We start from the raw sequence: 19870 nt of genomic DNA, 5'->3' as shown, positions 1-19870 counted from the left end.
AAAGATGGGGCAAAAAGCCGGTCGACTCGCTCGCTCCGCTCGCTCGCGACCGGAGAACCGCGCGCCGGGGGCGCGCGGACGCTACGGCAGCGAGAACTCGATGGCCGCGCCCTGGCCGAAGCCGACGCACTCCGTCGCCAGCCCCAGGTCGGCGTCGCGGCGGTTCATCTCGTGGATCAGCGTCACCGGCAGGCGCGCGCCGGAAGCGCCGAGCGGGTGGCCGATGGCGATGGCGCCGCCGTTGACGTTGTAGATATCGTCGTCGAAGCCGAGTTCCCGCTGGCAGTAGAGCGCCTGGCTGGCGAACGCCTCGTTGAGTTCCACGAGGTCGTAGTCGTCGGTGTCCCGGCCGGTCCGCTCGCAGAGTTTGCGGACCGCCGGGACCGGGCCGACGCCCATAATTGTCGGGTCGACGCCGGCGACCATGTGGTCGCCCACTTCCGCGAGCACGTCCAGTCCGTGGTCGTCGGCGAACGCGCGGGAGGTGACCATCGTCCCCGCGGCGCCGTCGGAGATCTGGGAGGCGTTGCCCGGCGTGACCGTCCCCTCGCTCTTGAAGACGGTCGGCAGGCCGGCCAGTTTCTCCAGGGTGGTGTCCCGCCGGATCCCCTCGTCCGCGGCGACGGTCCCATCCTCGGTCTCGACGGGGACGATCTCGTCGTCGAACCGGCCGGAGTCGGTGGCGTCGGCGGCGCGCTGGTGGCTGCGGAGGGCGTACTCGTCCTGTTCCTCGCGGCTCACGCCGTACTCCTCGGCGACCTTCTCGGCGGTCATCCCCATCTGGAGCTCGCCGATGTTGTAGAGTTCGGCCAGCCGCGGGTGGACGTTGTGGGTGTTCTGGCCGAGCTCGACGCGGCTCATCGACTCGACGCCGCCGGCGATGACGCAGTCCCGTTGGCCCGCCGCGACGGCGTCGGCGCCGCGCATGATCGCCTCCGCCGAGGAGGCACACCAGCGGTTGATGGTCGCTGCGGGCACCTCCTCGCCCAGGTCCGAGAGGAGGGCGACCACGCGGGCCATGTTGTTGCCCTGCTCGTCGCGCTGCTGGGCGCAGCCCCACAGCAGGTCGTCGACCTGCTCGCCCGCCAGCCCCGTGTCGGCGAGCATCTCGTTCACCAGCGGGACCGACAGGTCCTCGCTGCGTACGTCCGCGAAGGCGCCGTCCTCCTTGCCCTGGGGCGTCCGCCGCGCCTGCACGATGACCGGTGTCGCGTCGCTCATGGATCCGTGGAGGGCCCGCGACGTGTTAAGTCCTCACAAACGACGGACGCGTCGCGCGGAGTTTCTCCGGGGGCCGGAACGGCGGTTCAGCCGCCGGGTTTCACAGCAGGTCGCCGATCACGAAGAGGACGACCGGGGCGACCATCAGCAGGACGCCGACGACCATCAGGACCGCCGGGAGCACGAGCAGGCCCATGTCGGTGAACAGCCACAGCCCCAGGCCGCCCACCAGGAGCAGGAACCCGACGAGTCCCAGTATCAGTCGGAACACGCCCTCTAGTCCGAAGTCGGCCGCGACTTCCGCGACTTCGAGGACTTCGTCCATGGTTCGTCCGGCGTGTCGTTTCTCCGGGAACGTAAAAGTGGTGAGACGTATACGTGAAATATCAACTCTCGCCACCGGCAATATTCGGACGGCGACGGTAGTTCGCGAGACTTATCCGGTCGGGGGACGAATCTCGGTGGGAATGAGCGATCCGGAGCTTGCGGTCGTGGAGTTCGTGCTGACGGCGCAGGCCTACAGCGACAACCGCGACCTAGACGCCGACGACCTGCCGCCCGCCTACCGGGCGGTGTTCTGGAACGACGGGGAGATCGAGCGCCCGCTCTCGGCCACCACGACCACGGCCCGGGAGGCGACCGACGTGGACCGGCCCTGGGAGGCCGTCTCGGGGCTGATGTTCACCGACCGCGACGACTTCTCGGGCACCCTCACCTTCACCGACGAGGACATGGCCGAGGAGTGGTATCTCGATAGAGCGGACGCCGACCGCATCAACGACAACCCCACGCTCGCGTCCGTCTACGAGGAGCGGGTCGACGGCGTCGACTACGAGCACGCCCGCGAGGAGAACCGCCCCGTTCGAGCCGACCGCGTCTGGATCGACCAGCTGCTCGAGGAGTACTTCGACGAGGACGACGAGGACGAACAGGAGATGCTCGACCTCGTCGACATCCGCGCCCCCGAGGAGGTCGAGATGACCATGGACGACCTCGTCCTCACCCCCGACCAGGAGGGCGAGATCCACAAGATCGTCAAGGCCATCGAGCACCGCGACTACCTCGCCCAGATCGGCCTCCGGGAGATCGGCAAGCTCCTGTTCGTCGGCCCGCCGGGCACCGGGAAGACCTCCGTCGCCCGGGCGCTGGCCAGCGAACTCGACCTGCCGTTCGTCGAGGTGAAACTCTCGATGATCACCTCCCAGTACCTCGGCGAGACGGCCAAGAACGTCGAGAAGGTCTTCGAGGTCGCCACCCGGCTCTCCCCGTGTATCCTCTTCATGGACGAGTTCGACTTCGTCGCCAAGACCCGCGCCAGCGACGAGCACGCCGCCATCAAGCGGGCGGTCAACACCCTGCTCAAGAGCATCGACGAAGTCTCGCTCATCGAGCACGAGGTGCTGCTCATCGGCGCGACCAACCACCCCGACCAGCTCGACGCCGCGGCCTGGCGCCGTTTCGACGAGATCGTCAACTTCCCCAAGCCCGACGACCAGATGCGCGCGGACATCCTTCAGGTCGTCACCCGCGAGATGGAGATCGACGACTTCGACCCGATGGCGGTCGCCCGCCAGACCGAGGGGCTGACCGGCAGCGACCTCCGCATGGTCCTCCGCGAGGCGGTGCTGGACGCGCTGACCGAGGAGCGCACGACGCTCACCCAGCAGGACCTGCTGGACGCCGTCGAGGACTTCGAGGAGCGGGACAACCTCAAGAACATGGACATGATCGAGGGCGACCACGACGCCCTGGTTGCCGGCGGCGACATCTCCGGGACGAACGACGGCTCGGAGACGGCGTCGGATGGCGGCCACTCCCACGACCACAGCCACGACCACTGACGCCGGACTCGCCGGCGTCCGTGACGAACGCGTCGGCTCGAACCGCGACCGCTACGCGTCCGGTTCGCTCACCCGCACTAGCTGTTTCCCGATGTTCTCGCCCTCGAACAGCCCGAGGAAGGCCTCGGGAGCATTCTCCAGCCCCTCGGTGACGGTCTCGCGGTACTCGATGTCGCCGCCGGCGACCCACTCGGCCAGTCGTTCGGTGGCCTGCTCGTAGCGCGGTTCGAAGTCGCCGACGAGAAAGCCCTCGACGCGAGCGCGGGTCTCGATGAGGGTCCCGAGCTTCCGCGGCCCGGTCGGCTGCTCGGTGGCGTTGTAGTGGGCGATCTGGCCGCAGACGGCGACGCGGGCGTCGACGTTCAGCCGGTCGAACACGGCGTCGGTGATCGGCCCGCCGACGTTGTCGAAGTAGCAGTCGACGCCCTCGGGCGCCGCCTCGTCCAGCGCCGCGCGGTAGTCGTCCGTCTCCTCGTAGTTGATCCCGGCGTCGAACCCCAGCTCGTCTTCGATGAACGCGACCTTCTCGTCGGACCCCGCGAAGCCGACGGCTCGGGCGCCCGCGAGGGCGGCGATCTGACCGGCCACGGAGCCGACGGCGCCCGCGGCGCCCGTGACGACGAACGTGTCGCCGGGGCCGGGGTCCGCGACCTCGGTGGTCCCGAAGTAGGCGGTCCGGCCGGGCATCCCCAGCACCCCCAGCGCCGTCGAGACCGGGGCCAGGTCCGGGTCGACTTCCGTGAGGGCGGTCCCCGGCGCGGTGGCGTAGTCGGCCCACTCCAGGTTGCCGACGACCACGTCGCCCGGTTCGAACTCGGCGCCCGCCGACTCGACGACCTCGCCGACGACGCCCGCGCGGAGCGGGTCGCCCACGTCCCAGGGCTCGGCGTAGGACTCGCCAGCGCTCATTCGGCCGCGCATGTACGGGTCGACCGAGAGGTACCGCGTCCGGACGAGCACCTCCCCCGGGTCGGGCTCCGGTACGTCGGTCTCGACCAGTTCGAAGGTGTCGCGGTCGGGCGTGCCGTCGGGGCGCTCGGCAAGTCGGAACTGCCGGTTGCTCGCTCGCATGGCAGCCGGTAGGGACGCCGGCCCGAAGAGTCCGGGGACCGCGGCGAACCGCCGCGGGGACCGGTCGCGCCCCGCGGCACGACCGTCAGCGTTTCGACGGTGACGGACCAACGGGCGGGTATGTACGTCTCGCCAGCGGTCCGCACCATCCGCGACGACCCCGTCGAAGGCGAGTCGGTCGAACTCCTGCTGGAAGTCGCCGACGAGGCGACCCTCGACGGCGTGGCGGCGGCCGTCGAGGCGGCCGGCGCGACGGTCGAAGACGAACTGGAGTTCCGGACCCTGAAGGTGTCGGTCGCGCACAAACGGGTCGGCGCGGTCTGCGAGGTCGACGGGATCGACCACGTCGAGACGGGGAACACGCTCGGGATCGACCCCGACGGTGCCGGCGAGGACGTGCGCCCGGAGAATACGGGCGAGGACGTGCGACTCGACGGCGCGAGCGGGGACGGCCGCCCGAACGACGCGGACGGGGACGTGCCGCCCGAGCGGTGACGGCCGTCGCCGTTCCCGTCCGTTTCCTGTCTGCTTCCCGCCTGACTCCCGTCCGCTCGCCGTACCGGGGGCCGGCCCGCGGACCGGCGCCAGGGGCCGCGAACGCGCGTTCGGCGGGTCGAAACGCCGAACGCGGCCGCTGACGGCGAGAGCGCAAGCGTTTACTTCGCCCCAGCGCTACTCGCCGTCATGCCCGACTGTCCACTCGCGGACGAGTGCCCCAGTTTTCAGGAGCGCATCGAGGGGATGGGCTGTACGCACTACGGCGACCGCGGCGGCGCCGAGTGGTGCAATCACTACAACCAGCCGATCGAGGACCTCAAGAGCCAACCCGTCCAGCCCGGCCAGGAGGTCGTGGTCACCGTCGAGGACATCCACGAAAGCGGTGCCGGCGTCGGCCGCACCGAGGACGGCTTCATCATCATGGTCGACGGCGTCCTGCCGCCGGCCCGCGCGAAGGTGAAGATCACCAAGGTCCGCTCGAACCACGCCCGCGCCGAGGAGCTCGAACGCCTCCCGGACGACCCCGACGACGAGGACGCGTCCGACGCCGAAGAGGCCGAGGACGCCGACGAGTCCGACGACTCCGAAGACGAGGACGACGACCGCGAGCGCCTCGGCAGCCGCGACAACTTCTGGGGCTCGTAACGGCCCTCGCGGCCGGCGCTCCTGCCTGGACAGTCGTACCGCCGCGGCCGCCGCGACCGCAGTCGAACCGGTCGTCCCCGCGCTCGTCGCCTTCCAGCGGTTTTTTGTCGCCCGATCCGCCACGGTAGCTCAGTGGTTCCCGACCCGACAGTCCCCGAGGAATCCGACGGCGACGAGCCGGTGCCGGCCAGCGACGGGAACGGCGCGTCGGCGGACTCCGCAGAGGCGGCCGGTCGCTCCCGCGAGGAGAGCGAGCCCGCCGACCCGGTGGAGGCGCACCTCGACGACGCCCTGGAGCGGGTCGCCCACGGCGCGACCGTCTCGGTGCCGAGCATCCTCGTCCAGCGCGGGCTGACCGTCGCGTTCACCGCGGTCCTGACGAACGGCTTCGCGGCGAGTTCCTACGGCGTCTTCGCCGTCGCCCGCCGCCTCCAGCAGTTCCTGTTGCACGTCGCGCTGGGGTTCCGGAGCGGGCTGAGCCGCTTCCTGCCGAACGCCGACTCGCCGGCCGAACGGGACGCCCTGGTGACGGTCGCCGGGCTGCTGCTGGGGACCGTCGCGACCGTCTTCGGCGCCGGGCTGTACCTCGCCGCGCCGCTGGTGACCTCGATCACCGACCAGCGGCCGCTGTTCGAGACGACGCTTCGCGTGTTCGCGCTCGGGCTGCCGGCGACGGTGTGGCTGTTCACCGCGACGGAGGTGCTCCGCGGGCTCGAGGAGGTCGCGGCGCTGAACCTCGCGCTGCGGGTCGGCTTCCCGGCGGCGCAGCTGCTCGTCGGCGTCGTCGGCGCGGTGGTCTTCGGCGACCTGGTCGCCGTCGCGGTCGGCGTCGTCGCCGTCTCGGGACTGACCGGCCTCGCCGCGACCGCGTGGCTCGTCCGCGGGCGCGGGATCGGGCTCCGGTTCCGGAACCGCGATAGAGACCGCGACGCCGAGGGAGAGGCGGACGCGAGCGTTCCCGACCTCCGCTCGGTGGGGCGCCGCTACGTCCGCTACACGGCCCCGCTGTTCGTCGGCGGGGTCGCGACGACGATCCAGCGGCTGGGCTTCTACCCGCTGATCGCCGTCTACCTGACGGACGTGGCGGGCGGCGTCTTCGCGGTCGGGATGGTCGTCGGGTCGCTCGTCAGGTTGCCGCTGATCGGGCTCAACCAGTTCGTTCCGCCGGTCGCCGCCGCGCTCCACGAGGACGACCACCGCGGCGCGCTCTCGCGGTTCTACCACGTCACCAGCCGGCTCGTCCTCGTCGGCGTCGTCGGCCTCTCGGTCCCGGTGGTCGTCTACCGCGAGACCGTGATGGCGCTGTTCGGGCCGGCGTTCGTCCCCTACGCGCCGCTTCTGGTCGGATTCGTCCTCGCGCAGTTCGGCGCCTGCGCCGCCGGCAGCGTCGGCATCCTCCTGATGATGACCGACAACCAGCGTCCCTACCTCGCGGTCAACGTCTGCATCACGCTCCTGCTGGCCGCTATCGCCGTGCCGCTGACGGTCCGGTACGGCCTCGCGGGGCTCGTGGCGAGTTACGTGCTGATGCTGACGCTGAACAACGGGCTGGAGGTCGCCGTGCTCTACCACTTCGAGCGGCTCCAGCCGTTCACGCCGCTGCACGGGAAGCCGCTGGTCGCCGCGGTCCCGCTCGGGGTCGTCGCCTGGAGCGCGAAGGCCGCCGTCGCCGGGCCGGCGGCGCCGGTCGTCGGCGCCCTCGCGGGGCTCGCGGCGTACGCGGCGACGCTCCGAGTCCTCGGGTTCACGCCGACCGAACGGCGGCTGGCCGGCACGCTCCGCGACCGGTACCGCGCTGTGCTCGCGCGGGAGTGAGCGGGACCGCGAGGAGGTCGTCGGCGACGGAGAAAGCGATCCGGAATCTCCCGGTTCTTTGGGGCGCCGGCCCGACCACTCGCGTATGGACCTGCAACTCGACGGCAGCGCGGCACTGACGACGGCCAGCTCCAGCGGTCTCGGCCTCGCGAGCGCGAAGGCGCTTGCCCGCGAGGGCGCGGACGTGGCGGTCTGCGGCCGCACCGAATCGCACCTCGAATCGGCCGAGGAAGAACTGCGGGACCTCGGCGGCGGCGACGTGCTCGCGGTCCAGGTCGACCTGACGGACCGCGCCGAAGTGAAGGCGTACGTCGAGGAAGTGGCCGATGCCTTCGACGGCATCGACCAGGTCGTCATGAGCGCGGGCGGCCCGCCCAGCGGCGCGTTCCTGGAGATGGACGACGAGGACTGGTACGGCGCCTACGACACGCTCGTCATGTCGGCGGTGTGGACGACCCGCTTCGCCCACCCCTACCTCGCCGAGTCCGAGCAGGGCTCGATCACCGCGATCACCTCGCGGTCGGTCCGTGAGGTCATCGACGACCTGGTCCTCTCGAACGCGGTCCGCCGGGCGGTCATCGGCATGGTCAAGACCCAGGCGCGGGAGTTCGCGCCCGACGTGCGGGTCAACGCGGTCCTGCCGGGCGCCCACGAGACGGCCCGCATCGAGGAGCTCATCGAGGACGGCGTCGAGCGCGGCGAGTACGACAGCTACGAGGAGGGCCTGGAAGACAAGGGCTCGTCGGTCCCGCTCGGGCGGATCGGCGACCCGGGGGAACTCGGCGACGTGGTGGCGTTCCTCGCCAGCCCGCGGGCGAGTTTCGTGACGGGGACCGCGCTGCCCATCGACGGCGGCGCGATGCGGAGCTAGGCCGGGCGCCCGACCGACAGTTCCGTCAGCCACCGTCAGCGCGCCGGGTGCCCACCCCTAGCGCGTTCCTGGCGAGCCGCCGCCCTGACTCTCGCTGTCGGCGGTCAGCGACCAGACGAGCAGTCCCAGCGAGATCAGCGCGACGAACACGGAGACGACGTAGCCGACCGAGTCGGCGGTCCCGAGGACCGCCCCCGGCAGGAACGCCGAGACGACCAGCAGGACCGTCGCCGAGACCGTCCCCGCCAGCGCGAGGATCAACAGCCAGAAGCGAACCGCCGGGTCCATGCTGGGAGCGTCTTGTCGTCCGCGGGATTTGAGCGTTCCGCCGCGCCGAGGGCTCACTCCGCCGTGGCGGCGTCGAGATTTTCGAGGGCGATGCCGGTCCCGGCGGCCATCCCGAGGATCGCCGTCGCCACTAGACCGAGGATCACCACGAGCGGTTCGGCGCCGGATCCGACGGTCTCGGCCACGAGCAGGGCGAGGAACGTGAACAGGCCGGCGAACGCGCCCGACCACAGCGACGGGCGCTTCCACGAGTCGACGCGCGATTTCAGGTCGAAGTGGGCCCTGGCGAGCAGGCCCAGGCCGAGGGCGTACACCAGTCCGAACGCGACGGCGCCGAGGTGGAGGCCGGCGAACTCCCGGGCGACGGCGGCCACGCCGACCCCGGCGGCGATACTCGGCGGCCAGTACAGGAGGGCACGCATACCTCCGGGTTGAGACCGTCGGCCGAAAAACGTTCCTGTGCGAACAGTTCGCCTGGGTGCGGTAGACCCGATGGGTCCGGTCAGTTCGGCCGGTCAGTCCCCGTCGGCGCCGACGACGACGGTGACGTCGTCGCCGTCGAGCCCCTCGGCCTCGGCCGCCACGTCGACCCGGCCGCCCTCGCGGTCCGCGCGGACGACGGCGATACAGGTCCCGTGGTAGGCCGAACGGGTCTCGCCGACCCACGGCTCGTCGCTGTCGAGGTTCCCGTTGTCGACGCCGGCGATCTCGCCCGCGCCGGAGACCGAGAAGGCGACCTCGTGGTCGGCGCGGGGGACGCGCACCCCCTCGTCGTCGACGACGGTCGCCTCGACGTACACGAGGTCGCGACCGTCGGCGGCGAGCGTCTCGCGGTCGGCCGACAGTTCGAGGCTCGCGGGCTCGCCCGCCGTCTCCAGTTCGTGTTCGGCGACGACCTCACCTTCTTCTTTCGCCACCGCACGCAGGGTACCCGACTCGTAGGGGACGTACCACTCGATGGGGCGGGGGCCGTAGTCGTCGGCGCGCTGGGTGCCGAGGTACTCGTCGTTCTGGTAGAGGTCGACTTCCTCGGCGCTGGTGAACGTGTAGACGTTGACGAAGCCCTGGGAGTCCTCGCGGTCGGGGAAGTTCCAGTGCTCGGAGAAGGGCGGCCCGCTCCACGCCGGGCGACAGGCCGGGCGCTCGCGGTCGTGGTCCACGGCGGCGGCGAAGACGACAGGTTCCTCCGACCAGGCGGCCTGGTGGAACCGCCCCGAGGGCTTGATGGCGCCGGTGGTGTCGATCAGGCCGGTGGGCCACCCCTTGCTGGGCCAGTCGCGGGCCTCGCCGAGGTAGTCGATGCCCGGCCAGAGGAACTGGCCGCAGACATCGTCGCGCTCTTCCACGTCGTACCACGGGTTCCGAGGGACGAATGCGAGCGGGTCGTCGTCGGCCCCGCGGAAAAAGCGGCGGTTCTCCGAGCCGAGGATGGGCAGGTCGACGCCCGCCTCGCGGTAGTCGTCGTACCAGTGTTCCTGGTAGTTGCCGACGAGCACGTCGACGTGTTCGGCGACGCGCTCGATGTTCTCGACGACGCCCTCGGTGCCGTCGCCCCACGGGGGGTTGCCGTAGGTCACCGGGCGCGTGGGGTCCATCTCGCTGGCGGCCTCGGTGAGCATCGCGAGGTCCTCGATCATCTCGTCGGAGCCCTGGTCGAAGTTCTCGTTGCCGACGCTCCAGAGCACGATCGAGGGGTGGTTGCGGTCGCGGTCGATCATCGCCGCGAGGTCGTCGGCCCACCACTCGTCGAACCACTCGTCGGCGCCGACGTGGCGCCACTTGTCGTACACCTCGTCGACGACGAGGAAACCCATCCGGTCGCACAGATCCAGCAGTTCGGGCTGGGGCGGGTTGTGCGCGGTCCGGATGGCGTTACAGCCGAGTTCCTTGAGCGTCTCCAGGCGGCGCTCCAGCGCGCGTTCGGTGACCGCCGCGCCGAGACAGCCGGCGTCGTGGTGGAGGTTGACCCCCTTCATGTCGACGGGCTCGCCGTTGAGGAAGAAGCCCCGATCGGCGGTCCACTCGAAGGTCCTGATACCGAAGGGCGTGACGTAGTCGTCGACGGGTTCGCCCCCGCGGTAGACGACCGTGCGGGCGAAGTAGCGGATGGGGTCGTCAAGCGTCCAGCGGTCGGGGTCGGCGACCGAGAGGCGCTGCTCGAACTCGTGGCTCTCGGGGGCGCCGGGCTCGACCGTCGCCTCGCTGCCCGCGGTCGCGACGACCTCCCCGTCCGCGTCGACGATGTCGGTCTCGACGGCGACCTCGACCGGGCCGTCCTCGTCGTTTTGGACCTCGGTGAGCACCTGCACCTCGGCGCGCTGGCGGTTGACGGCGTTGGTCCGCACGTCGGTGCCGAACGGCGCGACGGCCACCGGGTCGGTCTCGACGAGGTGCACGTCGCGGTAGATGCCCGAGCCCGTGTACCAGCGGCTGTGTGGCTGTTCGCTGTTGTCCACGCGGACGGCCAGCGTCTCGCCGCCGGTCACGTCGAACTCGCTCAGGTCGTAGTTGACCGTCGAGTAGCCGTAGGGGCGGTGGCCGACGTGCTCGCCGTCGACGTACACGTCGAAGTTGCGGTAGACGCCGTCGAAGCGGATGGTGGGTTCGCCCTCGATGTCCTCGGGGAGTTCGCGGCGGTACCAGCCGACGCCCTCGGGGGCGTAGCCCTGCGAGGCGCCGCCTGGGTTGTCGGGGTCGAAGGGCCCCTCGATGCTCCAGTCGTGGGGCACCTCGACGCGCTCCCAGTCGCCGTCGTCGAGCGCGGGGTCTGCGCCGTGGTCGGGGTCGCCGCGCGTGAACCGCCAGCCGGTCTCCAGGCGGCGCCGTCGTCGGTGCTCCTCGTCGGGACCGTCGGCAGTCGGCATACGCGCACGTCGCACAGCCCCGTCAACTAGCTTGTGACATCGGCGGCCAGTTCCGGGGCCGGGACCGGTCGGGGCGCCACGCTTTTCGACCCTCCGACCGTCCGGCGGTGATATGGCCGAGTCACCGATCGACTCCCGCCCGCTCCGATACCTCGTCCTCCTCTGCGTCTGGGTCGGGTTCATGGGCCTCCTGTGGGTCGTCCTGGGGATGGTTCCCCAGTCGGGACCCGCGAACGCGGCCGGCCGGTTCGCGGCCATCGTCGTGACGCTCGCGCTCTGGGCGGAGGTCCACGCCCGGATCGCCGAGGGCACGTCCCGCTGGGACCCCCGCGCCTGGGGTGAGTGACGCCCGTTCCCGACCCCGGAATCGCGTCTCGACCTCGAACGCCCCCCGACTCGTGCGCTTCCCGGACGGAAGTGACGGTCGTCTCCGCCGTACGCAAAGTTTTAGCCCGGGCTCGCCCGTACCCGGGGTATGGTGACGTTTCTGTCCGGCGGGACGGGCACGCCGAAGCTCCTGTCGGGCGCCGACGCCGTCTTCGACCCCGCCGACGCGACCGTCGTCGGCAACACCGGCGACGACGTGGAGCTGGGCGGCCACCTCGTCTGTCCGGACGTGGACACCGTCCTCTACCTGCGGGGCGGCCGCCTGGATCGGGACACCTGGTGGGGGATCGCCGACGACTCGGCGACCACCCACGGGGAACTCGTCGACATCGCCGAGGCGGCCGGGCTCGGGACCGAACCCCGCTACCTTCCCGCCGAACGCCAGACCGCGGGTCGCGAGATCGCCCGCTGGCGGCGCTTCTCCGGCGTCGGCGAGTTCATGCACATCGGCGACGCCGACCGCGCCGTCCACGTGACGCGGACGAGCCTCGTCGACGAGGGTCATACCCTCACCGAGGCGACACGGGCCCTCGCCGATGCCTTCGACCTGACCGTCGACCTGCTCCCGATGAGCGACGACCCGGTCGCGACCATCGTCCACACCGAGTCGGGCCCGATGCACTTCCAGGAGTTCTGGGTCGCCCGCGGCGGCGAGCCGGCCGTCGAGTCCGTCGAGTTCCGGGGGAGCGAGGCGGCGACCGCGACCGACGCCGCCCTCGACGCGCTTGCCGACCCGGTGGTGGTCGGCCCCTCGAACCCGATCACGAGCCTCGGACCGATGCTCGCGCTCGACGAGGTCGCCGCGGCGCTCGCGGAGACGCCGGTCGTCGCCGTCTCGCCGTTCGTCGAGGACACCGTCTTCTCCGGGCCGGCCGACGACCTGATGGAGGCCGAGGGCTACGCGGCCAGCACCGCCGGGGTCGCCGAGGCCTACCCCTTCGCCGACGCGTTCGTCCTCGACGAGGCCGACGGGACCGACCTCGACCGGCCGGTCGTCCGCACCGACACCCGGATGGACGACGAGCGCGACGCCGAGCGGGTCGCCCGCGCCGCGCGCGAGGCCCTGGAGGCGGTGCGATGACCGGCGGAACCGGTCCAGGCTCCGCCGCACCCTTCGGGCCCCGCGTGGCGCTGGCGAGTCTGAGCGGCCGGTCCGACGCCGAGTGGGCGCGCGCCGCCGGGGAGTTCGCCGGCGCCGCGTTCCTCGGTGGGATCGCGCTCGACGGACCGACCCGGGAAGCGGCCCGCGAGATGGTCGACCGCGACCGCGAGGAGTTCCTCCCGGACGAGCCGCTGGCGTTCGTCGACGACCAGCTGGCCGCGCTGGCCGACGCGCCGCTCCTGGCGGGGTTCAACGTCCGCGCGAGCGGGCCGCAGCCGGTCCGCGAGGCCGCCGAGGTCTGTGCCGACCGCGGAGCCGTCCTCGAAGTCAACGCCCACTGCCGGCAGTCGGAGATGTGCGCGGCGGGCGCTGGCGAGTCGCTGCTGCGCGAGCCCGACCGGCTGGCCGAGTACGTCGCGGCCGCCGCCGGGACCGGCGCGCCCGTGAGCGTGAAGGTCCGGACGGAACTGGCGGGTGTCGACCTGCCGGCGGTCGCCGCGCGAGTCGACGACGCTGGCGCCGACATCGTCCACGTCGACGCGATGGACTCCGAGCACGTGGTGGCCGAGGTGGTCGAGGCGACCGACGCCGCGGTCGTCGCGAACAACGGCGTCCGCGACCGCGAGACGGTCCGCGAGTACCTCGCGTACGGGGCCGACGCGGTGAGCGTCGGCCGCCCGAGCGACGACCCGCGCGTCCTCCGGCGGGTCCGCGCCGCCGTCGACGAGTGGTTCGAGGACGACTCCGGCGACCCGAGCAACCGCGCCGGCTCCAGCGGACACAGCGACCCCGACGACGAGCCCCGGCGTCGCGCTCGGCCGACAGGCGGAGGGTCACAGCCGTGAGGACCGTCGCCCAGAACGCCGAACTCGCGCTGTTGCTCGAAGTCGCAGGAACCCCGAAACCCGGCAACGTCGACCGCCGCCGGGAGTACGCGGATCTGCGGTTCGAGCACTTCCTCGCCGGCGCCGTGGGGGCACAAGATGGGCTCCGGATGGCCGCCAACGGCGGCCCGCTCGGCGAGTCGTTCCGCCGGGCTATCGAGGGGATGAGCGAGCAGCGCGGCGGTAACACCCAGTTCGGTGCAATCTTGCTCCAGATGCCCCTCGTCGCGGCCGCAGGCGACGACGACCGGGAACTGTCGCCCGAGGGCGCGACAGCGGTAGTCGAGTCCACGACAGTCGCCGACGCCGCGGACTTCTACCGCGCCTTCGAGGCGGTCGACGTGGCCGTCGACGACCCGCCGGAGGACATGGCCGCGCTGGACGTGCGCCGCGGGGCCGACGCCGTCCCCGACCTGGAGGAGCGCGGGCTCACGCTCGCCGACATCATGGAACGGTCGGCCGACCGCGACGGCGTCGCCCGCGAGTGGGTCGGGGGCTTCGAACGCACGTTCGCCGCCGCCGAGTCCATCGGATCGGGCGACCCCGACCGGCCGGTCACCGACCGCGCCGTCGACGCGTTCCTCGACATGCTCGCCGCCGAGGTCGACACCTTCGTCGTCACCCAGCACGACCGCGCGACCGCCGAGCGGGCGACCGAGCGCGCGCAGGCGGCGCTCGACGGGGAGATCGACCCCGACGTGCTGGCCGAGGAGTTCGTCGCCGAGGGGATCAACCCCGGGACGACCGCCGATACGGTCGCCGCCGCGCTGTTCGTCGCGCTGGAGCGGGGACTCGAAATATGACCGGGGACACGGGTTGGCCCGTCGAACTCTCGGGCGTCGTCGAGTCGGTCGTCGCCACGCTTGGCCCGAACGACCGCTGGAACGTCGCCGCGCTCGGCCTCCACGCCGGCGATCCCGTGACGGCGCGGACCTACGGCCGCACTCGCACCCGGCGCAACTTCCGCGAGCGCGGCGGCGGGGTCGTCCAGTTCACCCGCGACCCCGTCGCGTTCGTCGACGCCGCGCTCTCGGTCTACGAGGTCGACGAGCCCGTCCTCGACGGCGCCGACGCCTGGGTCGAGGTCGAGGCCGAGCGCGTCGGGAGCGAGCGCGAGGGCGACACCGAGATAGTGACGTGGGAGCTCCGGCCGGTCGACAGCGGGGTCGAGCGGCGGGTGGTCCCGACGACGAATCGGGGGTTCTACGCCGTCGTGGAAGCCACCGTCGCGGCCTCGCGGCTGGACGTGCCGGGCTACGACCGCGAGGTGCTGGTCGATCGGTTGGCGTACTTCGAGAGCGTCGCCGAGACCGCCGGCGGCGAGCGCGAACGGGCCGCGTTCGACCGGATCGACGAGTTGGTCGACGCGGAGTGGTGATCTGACGTGGATCTTCTGCGGTCGACAAACCGATCACGAATGTGGCCTCTTTCGTCACCGCGAACAGCGTGAAAGCCCCGACGCGTTCGACTCGCGCGCCTCGCTGCGCGCTTCACTCGCTTCGCTCGTTCCAGTGCTTGCCTCGTCGGGCTTCGTCGAACGCGTCGCCCCTTTCATTCCCGCCCGCACAGACTGACCGGCCAGCCGACGCGGGTGGGAATGAAAGGGGCCGATTGCTCCGGGAACCCGGGCGACGTAAGCACCGCAGGGAGTGTAACGACCGAGGAGCGCAACGAGCCCCGGGACCGGAGCAATCGGGGGCTTTCACGCTGTTTGCGGTGCTGGCGTCCCTGTCTGCTGCCGGAGTCCTCGTGCGGTCGCAAGTTCGCCCAACTCTGAGGCCGAAAGCATTTGGTCGGACGGTCCCGGACGGCGTGTATGGACTACGACGAGGCGGGGCGGGTCTGCCGGCGGATCCTCGACGCGGTGAGCGAGGCGGTCATCGCCGACGACCGGTTCCTGGAGCAGGTCCTGACGGGCGTGCTCGCGCAGGGCCACGTCCTGCTGGAGGACGTGCCCGGAACGGGGAAGACGCTGACCGCGCGGTCGTTCGCCAGCGCGCTCGGGCTGTCGTTCTCGCGCGTCCAGTTCACGCCGGATCTCTTGCCCTCGGACATCACAGGCTCGAACGTCTACAACGAGGCCACCGGCGACTTCGAGTTCGTGCCCGGGCCGGTGTTCGCGAACGTCGTGCTGGCCGACGAGATCAACCGTGCGCCGCCGAAGACCCAGGCCGCGCTGCTGGAGGCGATGGGCGAGGGCCAGGTCACCGTCGACGGCGAGACGACGGCCCTGCCCGATCCGTTCTTCGTCATCGCGACGCAGAACCCCATCGAGCAGGAGGGTACCTTCGGCCTGCCCGAAGCCCAGCGCGACCGCTTCGTGTTCAAACTCGCGATGGGCTACCCCGACTTCGACGACGAGCGGACGCTGATCGACCGCCGGGCCGACCGGACGAGCCAGTCGCCGAGCGTCGACACCGTCGTCGACCCGGAGACCGTCGGGGAACTGCAGGCGGTCCCCGAGACCGTCTCCGTCGACGGGAAACTCCGTGACTACGTGGTCGAACTCGGGCGGGCGACCCGCGAGGACGACCGCGTCGACGTGGGCGTCTCGCCGCGCGGGGTGCAGCGACTGTTCGAGGCGGCGCGGGCCGCGGCGGTCATCGAGGGGCGCAGCTACGTCGTCCCCGAGGACGTGCGGCGGGTCGTCCACGCGACGTTCGCCCACCGGCTCGTGCTGACGACGGAGGCGAGCGTCCGCGACGCCGACCCCGCCGACGTCGTCGACGACGTGCTGGGGCGGGTCGCCGTCCCCGCGGTCGACGAGTCGCGGTAGCCTACCGGACCCTCCGGGCCCTCTCCGGACTATCGCAGCGCGACGACGAGCAACAGGAGTCCGGCGACGACGACGGCGAGGGCGAAGGGGACGGTCGTCACGTCGGCGATGGTGGCGTTCGCGGCGACCCGGTGGGCAACCGCGGCGAACCCCGCGGCGCCGACGCCGACGGCGAGCGTGGCGCCGACGTGGACCGACTCGGGGGCGAGCGTGTCGGCGCCCCGGCCGACCTCCCGGCCGAGCACGGCGCCGTACTCGCCGGCGTCCCAGACGACGAAAGCGGCGACGACCCCGCCGAGGACGAGGGGTGGGCCGGCGTCCGCGCCGGGCGCGAACGCGGCGGCGACGAAGATACCGGCGGCCGCGAGCGCCGGGCCGGGCGCCGATTCCGGGAGCGCGCCGGTGCTCGCGACCACCGCGAGCGCCAGCGAGAGCGCGGCGGTCATCCCGACGAGGACGGCCGCGAGCGTCGTGACGACGGGGAGCGACCCGTAGAACGCGACGACCGCGTCGGACTGGCGGACGAAGACCGTCTCGAACCCGCCGGGGAGCGCGTCGGCGACGAACGATAGCGTCGGTGCGAGGACGACCCCGTGGACGGCGACGGCGAGCGCGACGACCGCGCCGCCGCCGACGAACGGGGTCAGCGCGACGACGGCGTCGACCGCGTCCGTGCGCGCCAGCCGACCGAGCAGCCAGACGACGGCGGCGGTCCCGCCCGCGACGAGGACGGTCGCGAGTAGCAGCGCGCGAAGCCCGTGGCTCGCGGTCACGGCCGCGAGGAGACCGTAGACGCCCGGAGAGAGCAGCGACCGCAGGTCCGCCGGCGCGAGGACGACCTCGACGAGCGTCACCGGGAGCGCGAACGCCGTGACGACGAGCGTCCGGCGGGCCGCGCGGACGACGGCGTCGGTGGCCGCCTCGACGCGGTCGTCGGTCCGCGGCGTCGACAGCTCGTCGACCGGGAGGGCGTCGACGCCGCGGGCGACCGCCAGCGACGCCGCCGCGACGAGGGCGGCGAACGTGAGCAGGTGCGTCCGTCCGGGGACCGGCGCGACGACCGCGCCGACGGCCCCGGCGAGCCGTTCGGCGAGCGGCGCGAACACCGGCGCCTCGCCCGCCCCGCCGAGGCGGGCGAGGAGCGTGGTCAGGAGCATGAGCGCGGCGACGACCAGCGGGACGACGAACGTCTTGACCGCGAGCTTCGCGTACGCACGGACGGTTTCCGGGCGGAGCCTGCCCGCGGCGGTCGCGAACCCGCCGACCAGCGCGAGCGTCCCGCCGAGGACGACGACGGTGGCGCTGGCGACGCGGAGCCCGCGGGGGCGGATCTGGGCGACCTCCGGGACCGGGTACGCCGCGGCGAGCAGGGCGAGGAACGTGTAGCCGACGGCGACGGCGAAGCTCGCCCCGACGCCGAGCGCGAGCACGCCCGCGGCCGCGGTCGCGGTGCCGCGCCACCGGTCGCGGTCGACCAGCCACAGGCTCGCCGCGACCGCCGCCGCGTGGGCGACCGCGACGACGGCCGGGAGCGTCGGCGCGACCCGCCCCATCAGCGCGACGGCCGCCGCCAGCGTGACGACGAGGACGACCGCGGCGCTGGCCCGTGTCGGCAGTTCGGTCCGGACCGACGGCCCGGTCGCGGCGCCCTCGCCGTCCGCCGGGGCGTCCCGGGCGTCGGCGTCAGCCATGGGATCCCCCCGGGAGCTTCGCCAGCGCGGCCGCCAGCGCGCCCTCGATGGGGTCGTCGCGGTTCCAGTCGACAGCGGTCGCGCCGGTCGCCGACACGTCCGCCAGGCGGACGGCCCGCTCGTGGCCCGCGACCCGCTGACCGAGCGATCCGCCGTCCGTGGCGCCCGGGCTGAGGACCACGACGGGGTACCCGCGGCGGCGCAGCCGGCGGACGACGGCGACGGGCCAGTCGTCGACCAGCGGCGTCACGAGGACGACCCGCGCGGTCGTCGGGAACTGCGAGAGCAGCAGGTCGACGGCGTCAGTCCCGCCGTCCGGCGCCGCTCCACCCGGCGGGTCCGCCGGCCGCTGTCGGTCGGCCGCTCCGTCCGTCGCGTCCGCGGAATCGTCGGCGGCCTGGCCGGCAGTCTCGTCACCCGCAGTCCGGTCGGCGCCGGCGGATACACCACCGGACGCCGAGCCGGCGGCGTCGGTGCCGGCGCCGGCCCCGACCGCTCCCCCGCCGGCGTCGGGGTCGTCGGCGACCCGCTGGACCGCGTCGAACAGCGTCCGGGCGACCGCGGTGGCGTCGTCGCGCTCGCCGTCGACCCAGGGGACCGGCCCCGCGCCCATCCGGACCGACGGGTCGGCGTCGACGCCGAACGCGGCGACGCTCGCCGTCACGTCGGCGTCGACCAGCGTCTCGTAGATCCGCTCGGCCGCGTAGCCGCACAGCGACGCCGCCGTTGGCGCGCCGGCGTGGGGACGGACCCGCCCGACCGGGCGGGCGTCGACGGCGACGACGACCCTCGCGGCCCGCTCCTCGCGGTAGGAGACCGTCGAGAGCTCCTTCGTCTTCGCGAACCGGCGCCAGTCGATGCGGGCCATCGAGTCGCCCGGGCGGTACTCCCGCGTCGAGTGGAACTCCAGACCCTCGCCGCCGCTGTCGGTCGGGTGGGTCCCCGCGCGCAGCGGCGTCGTCGACCCGACCGGCGCCGCCGACACCGGGTCCAGCGACGACAGCTCCCGCTCGCCCGCCGCGGGGACGGTCTCGGTGACGAGGCGGTTCGCGCCCAGCGACCGCAGGCGGACGACCGGGTCGGCGAACGCGAAGTCGCCGCGCCGGGCCACCACGTCGTAGGCGACCGTCGCCGACTCGCCCGGGCGGAGGACGACCGAGCCCCGCGGCGAGCCGTCGACGACCGCCAGGTCGTCGGGCACACCGTCGACTACGCGCACGTCCGGCAGCGTCGCCCCGGAGACGTTCTCGACGGTGAGCCGGACCGTCACCCGCTCGCCGGGCGGCGGTGTCGCATCCGCGAACGACCGCTCGACCCTGACCGCGGCGTCGGCCGGTACCGACGAGACCGCGCCGTAGACGACGTACGAGAGCGGAATCGCCGTCGCGGCCAGCAGCAGCGGCGACGCGTACAGCAGCCCGAGCGCGACGAGCGCCCCGGCCGCGACCGCGCCGACCCGCCAGCGGTAGACGCGCTCGTGGCTCACTCCCCGTCACCTCCGGGATCCGCCGTTTCGCTCGCTCCCGGTCGGTTCCCCGGTTCCGGGTCGGCGAGGCCGTCCAGCGCCGCGACCGTCCGCTCGATCCGCCGCTCGCGCTCGCCCTTGGGGTCGAGCCAGAGGCGGAGCCGCGACCCGAGCGTCGCGACCGGACCGTCCGCCCCCGAGAGGAACGCCGCGGCCGTGCGGTCCCCGGTCCAGGTCCCCTCGGCGACGGCGCGGTCGGCGGCCTCGCGGTCTCTGCCCGTCCGGGTGAGCCGCGCGACGGCCAGCCGCCGGAGCCGGTCTTCGACCGCCTCGCGGGCCCGCTCGTCGCCGGCGACCGCCCGCTCGACGGACTCGTCGAGGTCGCCGGCTGCCAGGGTCCCCTCGGGCGCCGTCGCGGTCTCCGGCTCGTCGGCGAGGACGGCCGCGAACC

At 72.6% G+C, this 19870-nt stretch carries 20 protein-coding genes; 11 read left to right on the top strand and 9 right to left on the bottom strand.

Annotation, left to right across the window (positions count from 1 at the left end):
* Positions 1–81: 81 nt before the first annotated feature.
* On the bottom strand, positions 82–1221 hold the full coding sequence (locus tag ACMGFG_RS23850) for a thiolase family protein (RefSeq protein WP_436932786.1): 1140 nt from the start codon (positions 1219–1221) through the stop codon (positions 82–84).
* Positions 1222–1321: 100 nt separating this feature from the next.
* On the bottom strand, positions 1322–1546 hold the full coding sequence (locus ACMGFG_RS23845; RefSeq protein ID WP_436932785.1) for a hypothetical protein: 225 nt from the start codon (positions 1544–1546) through the stop codon (positions 1322–1324).
* A 142-nt stretch (positions 1547–1688) separates the two neighbouring features.
* Here ACMGFG_RS23845 and ACMGFG_RS23840 point away from each other — a divergent pair, with 142 nt between their 5' ends.
* Positions 1689–3062, top strand: a complete 1374-nt coding sequence (locus ACMGFG_RS23840; RefSeq protein WP_436932784.1) for an ATP-binding protein — start codon at positions 1689–1691, stop codon at positions 3060–3062.
* Between the two features lie 51 nt (positions 3063–3113).
* Here ACMGFG_RS23840 and ACMGFG_RS23835 read toward each other — a convergent pair whose 3' ends face one another.
* The gene (locus ACMGFG_RS23835; RefSeq protein ID WP_436932783.1) at positions 3114–4133 is read right to left on the bottom strand and encodes an NADP-dependent oxidoreductase; all 1020 of its coding nucleotides are present in this window, start codon (positions 4131–4133) and stop codon (positions 3114–3116) included.
* A 120-nt stretch (positions 4134–4253) separates the two neighbouring features.
* Here ACMGFG_RS23835 and ACMGFG_RS23830 point away from each other — a divergent pair, with 120 nt between their 5' ends.
* The 4 genes from ACMGFG_RS23830 to ACMGFG_RS23815 all read left to right on the top strand — a co-directional run bounded on the left by ACMGFG_RS23830 (position 4254) and on the right by ACMGFG_RS23815 (position 7962).
* Entirely contained in the window at positions 4254–4628 is a 375-nt protein-coding gene (locus tag ACMGFG_RS23830; protein WP_436932782.1) for a hypothetical protein, read from the top strand.
* A gap of 189 nt (positions 4629–4817) precedes the next feature.
* Complete coding sequence (locus tag ACMGFG_RS23825; RefSeq protein WP_436932781.1) at positions 4818–5276, top strand: TRAM domain-containing protein; 459 nt, start codon at positions 4818–4820, stop codon at positions 5274–5276.
* Positions 5277–5408: 132 nt separating this feature from the next.
* Complete coding sequence (locus ACMGFG_RS23820; protein WP_436932780.1) at positions 5409–7091, top strand: lipopolysaccharide biosynthesis protein; 1683 nt, start codon at positions 5409–5411, stop codon at positions 7089–7091.
* Positions 7092–7176: 85 nt separating this feature from the next.
* On the top strand, positions 7177–7962 hold the full coding sequence (locus ACMGFG_RS23815) for an SDR family oxidoreductase (RefSeq protein ID WP_436932779.1): 786 nt from the start codon (positions 7177–7179) through the stop codon (positions 7960–7962).
* A 57-nt stretch (positions 7963–8019) separates the two neighbouring features.
* Here ACMGFG_RS23815 and ACMGFG_RS23810 read toward each other — a convergent pair whose 3' ends face one another.
* From ACMGFG_RS23810 to ACMGFG_RS23800, 3 genes are all read right to left on the bottom strand, one after another.
* The gene (locus tag ACMGFG_RS23810; protein ID WP_436932778.1) at positions 8020–8250 is read right to left on the bottom strand and encodes a hypothetical protein; all 231 of its coding nucleotides are present in this window, start codon (positions 8248–8250) and stop codon (positions 8020–8022) included.
* A gap of 53 nt (positions 8251–8303) precedes the next feature.
* Positions 8304–8672 carry a hypothetical protein gene (locus ACMGFG_RS23805; RefSeq protein ID WP_436932777.1) on the bottom strand — a complete coding sequence of 123 codons (369 nt, stop codon included), beginning with the start codon at positions 8670–8672 and terminating at the stop codon, positions 8304–8306.
* Between the two features lie 93 nt (positions 8673–8765).
* Positions 8766–11114 (bottom strand): glycoside hydrolase family 2 TIM barrel-domain containing protein, encoded by a 2349-nt coding sequence (locus ACMGFG_RS23800; RefSeq protein ID WP_436932776.1) that lies wholly within the window; start codon positions 11112–11114, stop codon positions 8766–8768.
* Positions 11115–11226: 112 nt separating this feature from the next.
* Between ACMGFG_RS23800 and ACMGFG_RS23795 the strand changes: the two genes are divergently transcribed.
* The 6 genes from ACMGFG_RS23795 to ACMGFG_RS23770 all read left to right on the top strand — a co-directional run bounded on the left by ACMGFG_RS23795 (position 11227) and on the right by ACMGFG_RS23770 (position 16263).
* Positions 11227–11460 carry a hypothetical protein gene (locus tag ACMGFG_RS23795; RefSeq protein WP_436932775.1) on the top strand — a complete coding sequence of 78 codons (234 nt, stop codon included), beginning with the start codon at positions 11227–11229 and terminating at the stop codon, positions 11458–11460.
* A 129-nt stretch (positions 11461–11589) separates the two neighbouring features.
* Positions 11590–12582, top strand: a complete 993-nt coding sequence (gene cofD, locus ACMGFG_RS23790) for a 2-phospho-L-lactate transferase (protein WP_436932774.1) — start codon at positions 11590–11592, stop codon at positions 12580–12582.
* Positions 12579–13448: a tRNA-dihydrouridine synthase gene (locus ACMGFG_RS23785; RefSeq protein WP_436932773.1), complete on the top strand. Its 870-nt coding sequence runs from the start codon at positions 12579–12581 to the stop codon at positions 13446–13448. The genes cofD and ACMGFG_RS23785 overlap by 4 nt, the downstream gene beginning before the upstream one ends.
* The gene (locus ACMGFG_RS23780) at positions 13445–14290 is read left to right on the top strand and encodes a triphosphoribosyl-dephospho-CoA synthase (protein ID WP_436932772.1); all 846 of its coding nucleotides are present in this window, start codon (positions 13445–13447) and stop codon (positions 14288–14290) included. The genes ACMGFG_RS23785 and ACMGFG_RS23780 overlap by 4 nt, the downstream gene beginning before the upstream one ends.
* Positions 14287–14865, top strand: coding sequence for a DUF447 domain-containing protein (locus ACMGFG_RS23775; protein ID WP_436932771.1), 579 nt, complete (start codon positions 14287–14289; stop codon positions 14863–14865). Before ACMGFG_RS23780 ends, ACMGFG_RS23775 begins: the two co-directional genes overlap by 4 nt.
* Positions 14866–15303: 438 nt before the next feature.
* Positions 15304–16263, top strand: a complete 960-nt coding sequence (locus ACMGFG_RS23770) for an AAA family ATPase (protein ID WP_436932770.1) — start codon at positions 15304–15306, stop codon at positions 16261–16263.
* Between the two features lie 29 nt (positions 16264–16292).
* Here the strand turns inward: ACMGFG_RS23770 and ACMGFG_RS23765 are convergent, their stop codons facing one another.
* The 3 genes from ACMGFG_RS23765 to ACMGFG_RS23755 all read right to left on the bottom strand — a co-directional run.
* Positions 16293–17954, bottom strand: coding sequence for a DUF7519 family protein (locus tag ACMGFG_RS23765; protein ID WP_436932769.1), 1662 nt, complete (start codon positions 17952–17954; stop codon positions 16293–16295).
* Positions 17947–19440, bottom strand: coding sequence for a DUF58 domain-containing protein (locus ACMGFG_RS23760; RefSeq protein WP_436932768.1), 1494 nt, complete (start codon positions 19438–19440; stop codon positions 17947–17949). Before ACMGFG_RS23760 ends, ACMGFG_RS23765 begins: the two co-directional genes overlap by 8 nt.
* On the bottom strand, positions 19437–19870 hold a 434-nt coding region (locus ACMGFG_RS23755), incomplete at its 5' end, for a DUF7269 family protein (RefSeq protein WP_436932767.1). The genes ACMGFG_RS23755 and ACMGFG_RS23760, both read right to left, overlap by 4 nt.

This window comes from Halosimplex halobium (assembly GCF_051414055.1).
Taxonomy (GTDB): Archaea; Halobacteriota; Halobacteria; order Halobacteriales; family Haloarculaceae; genus Halosimplex; species Halosimplex halobium.
Note: the sequence above shows the minus strand (reverse complement) of the source record. Positions and strands in the feature narration are given on the sequence as shown.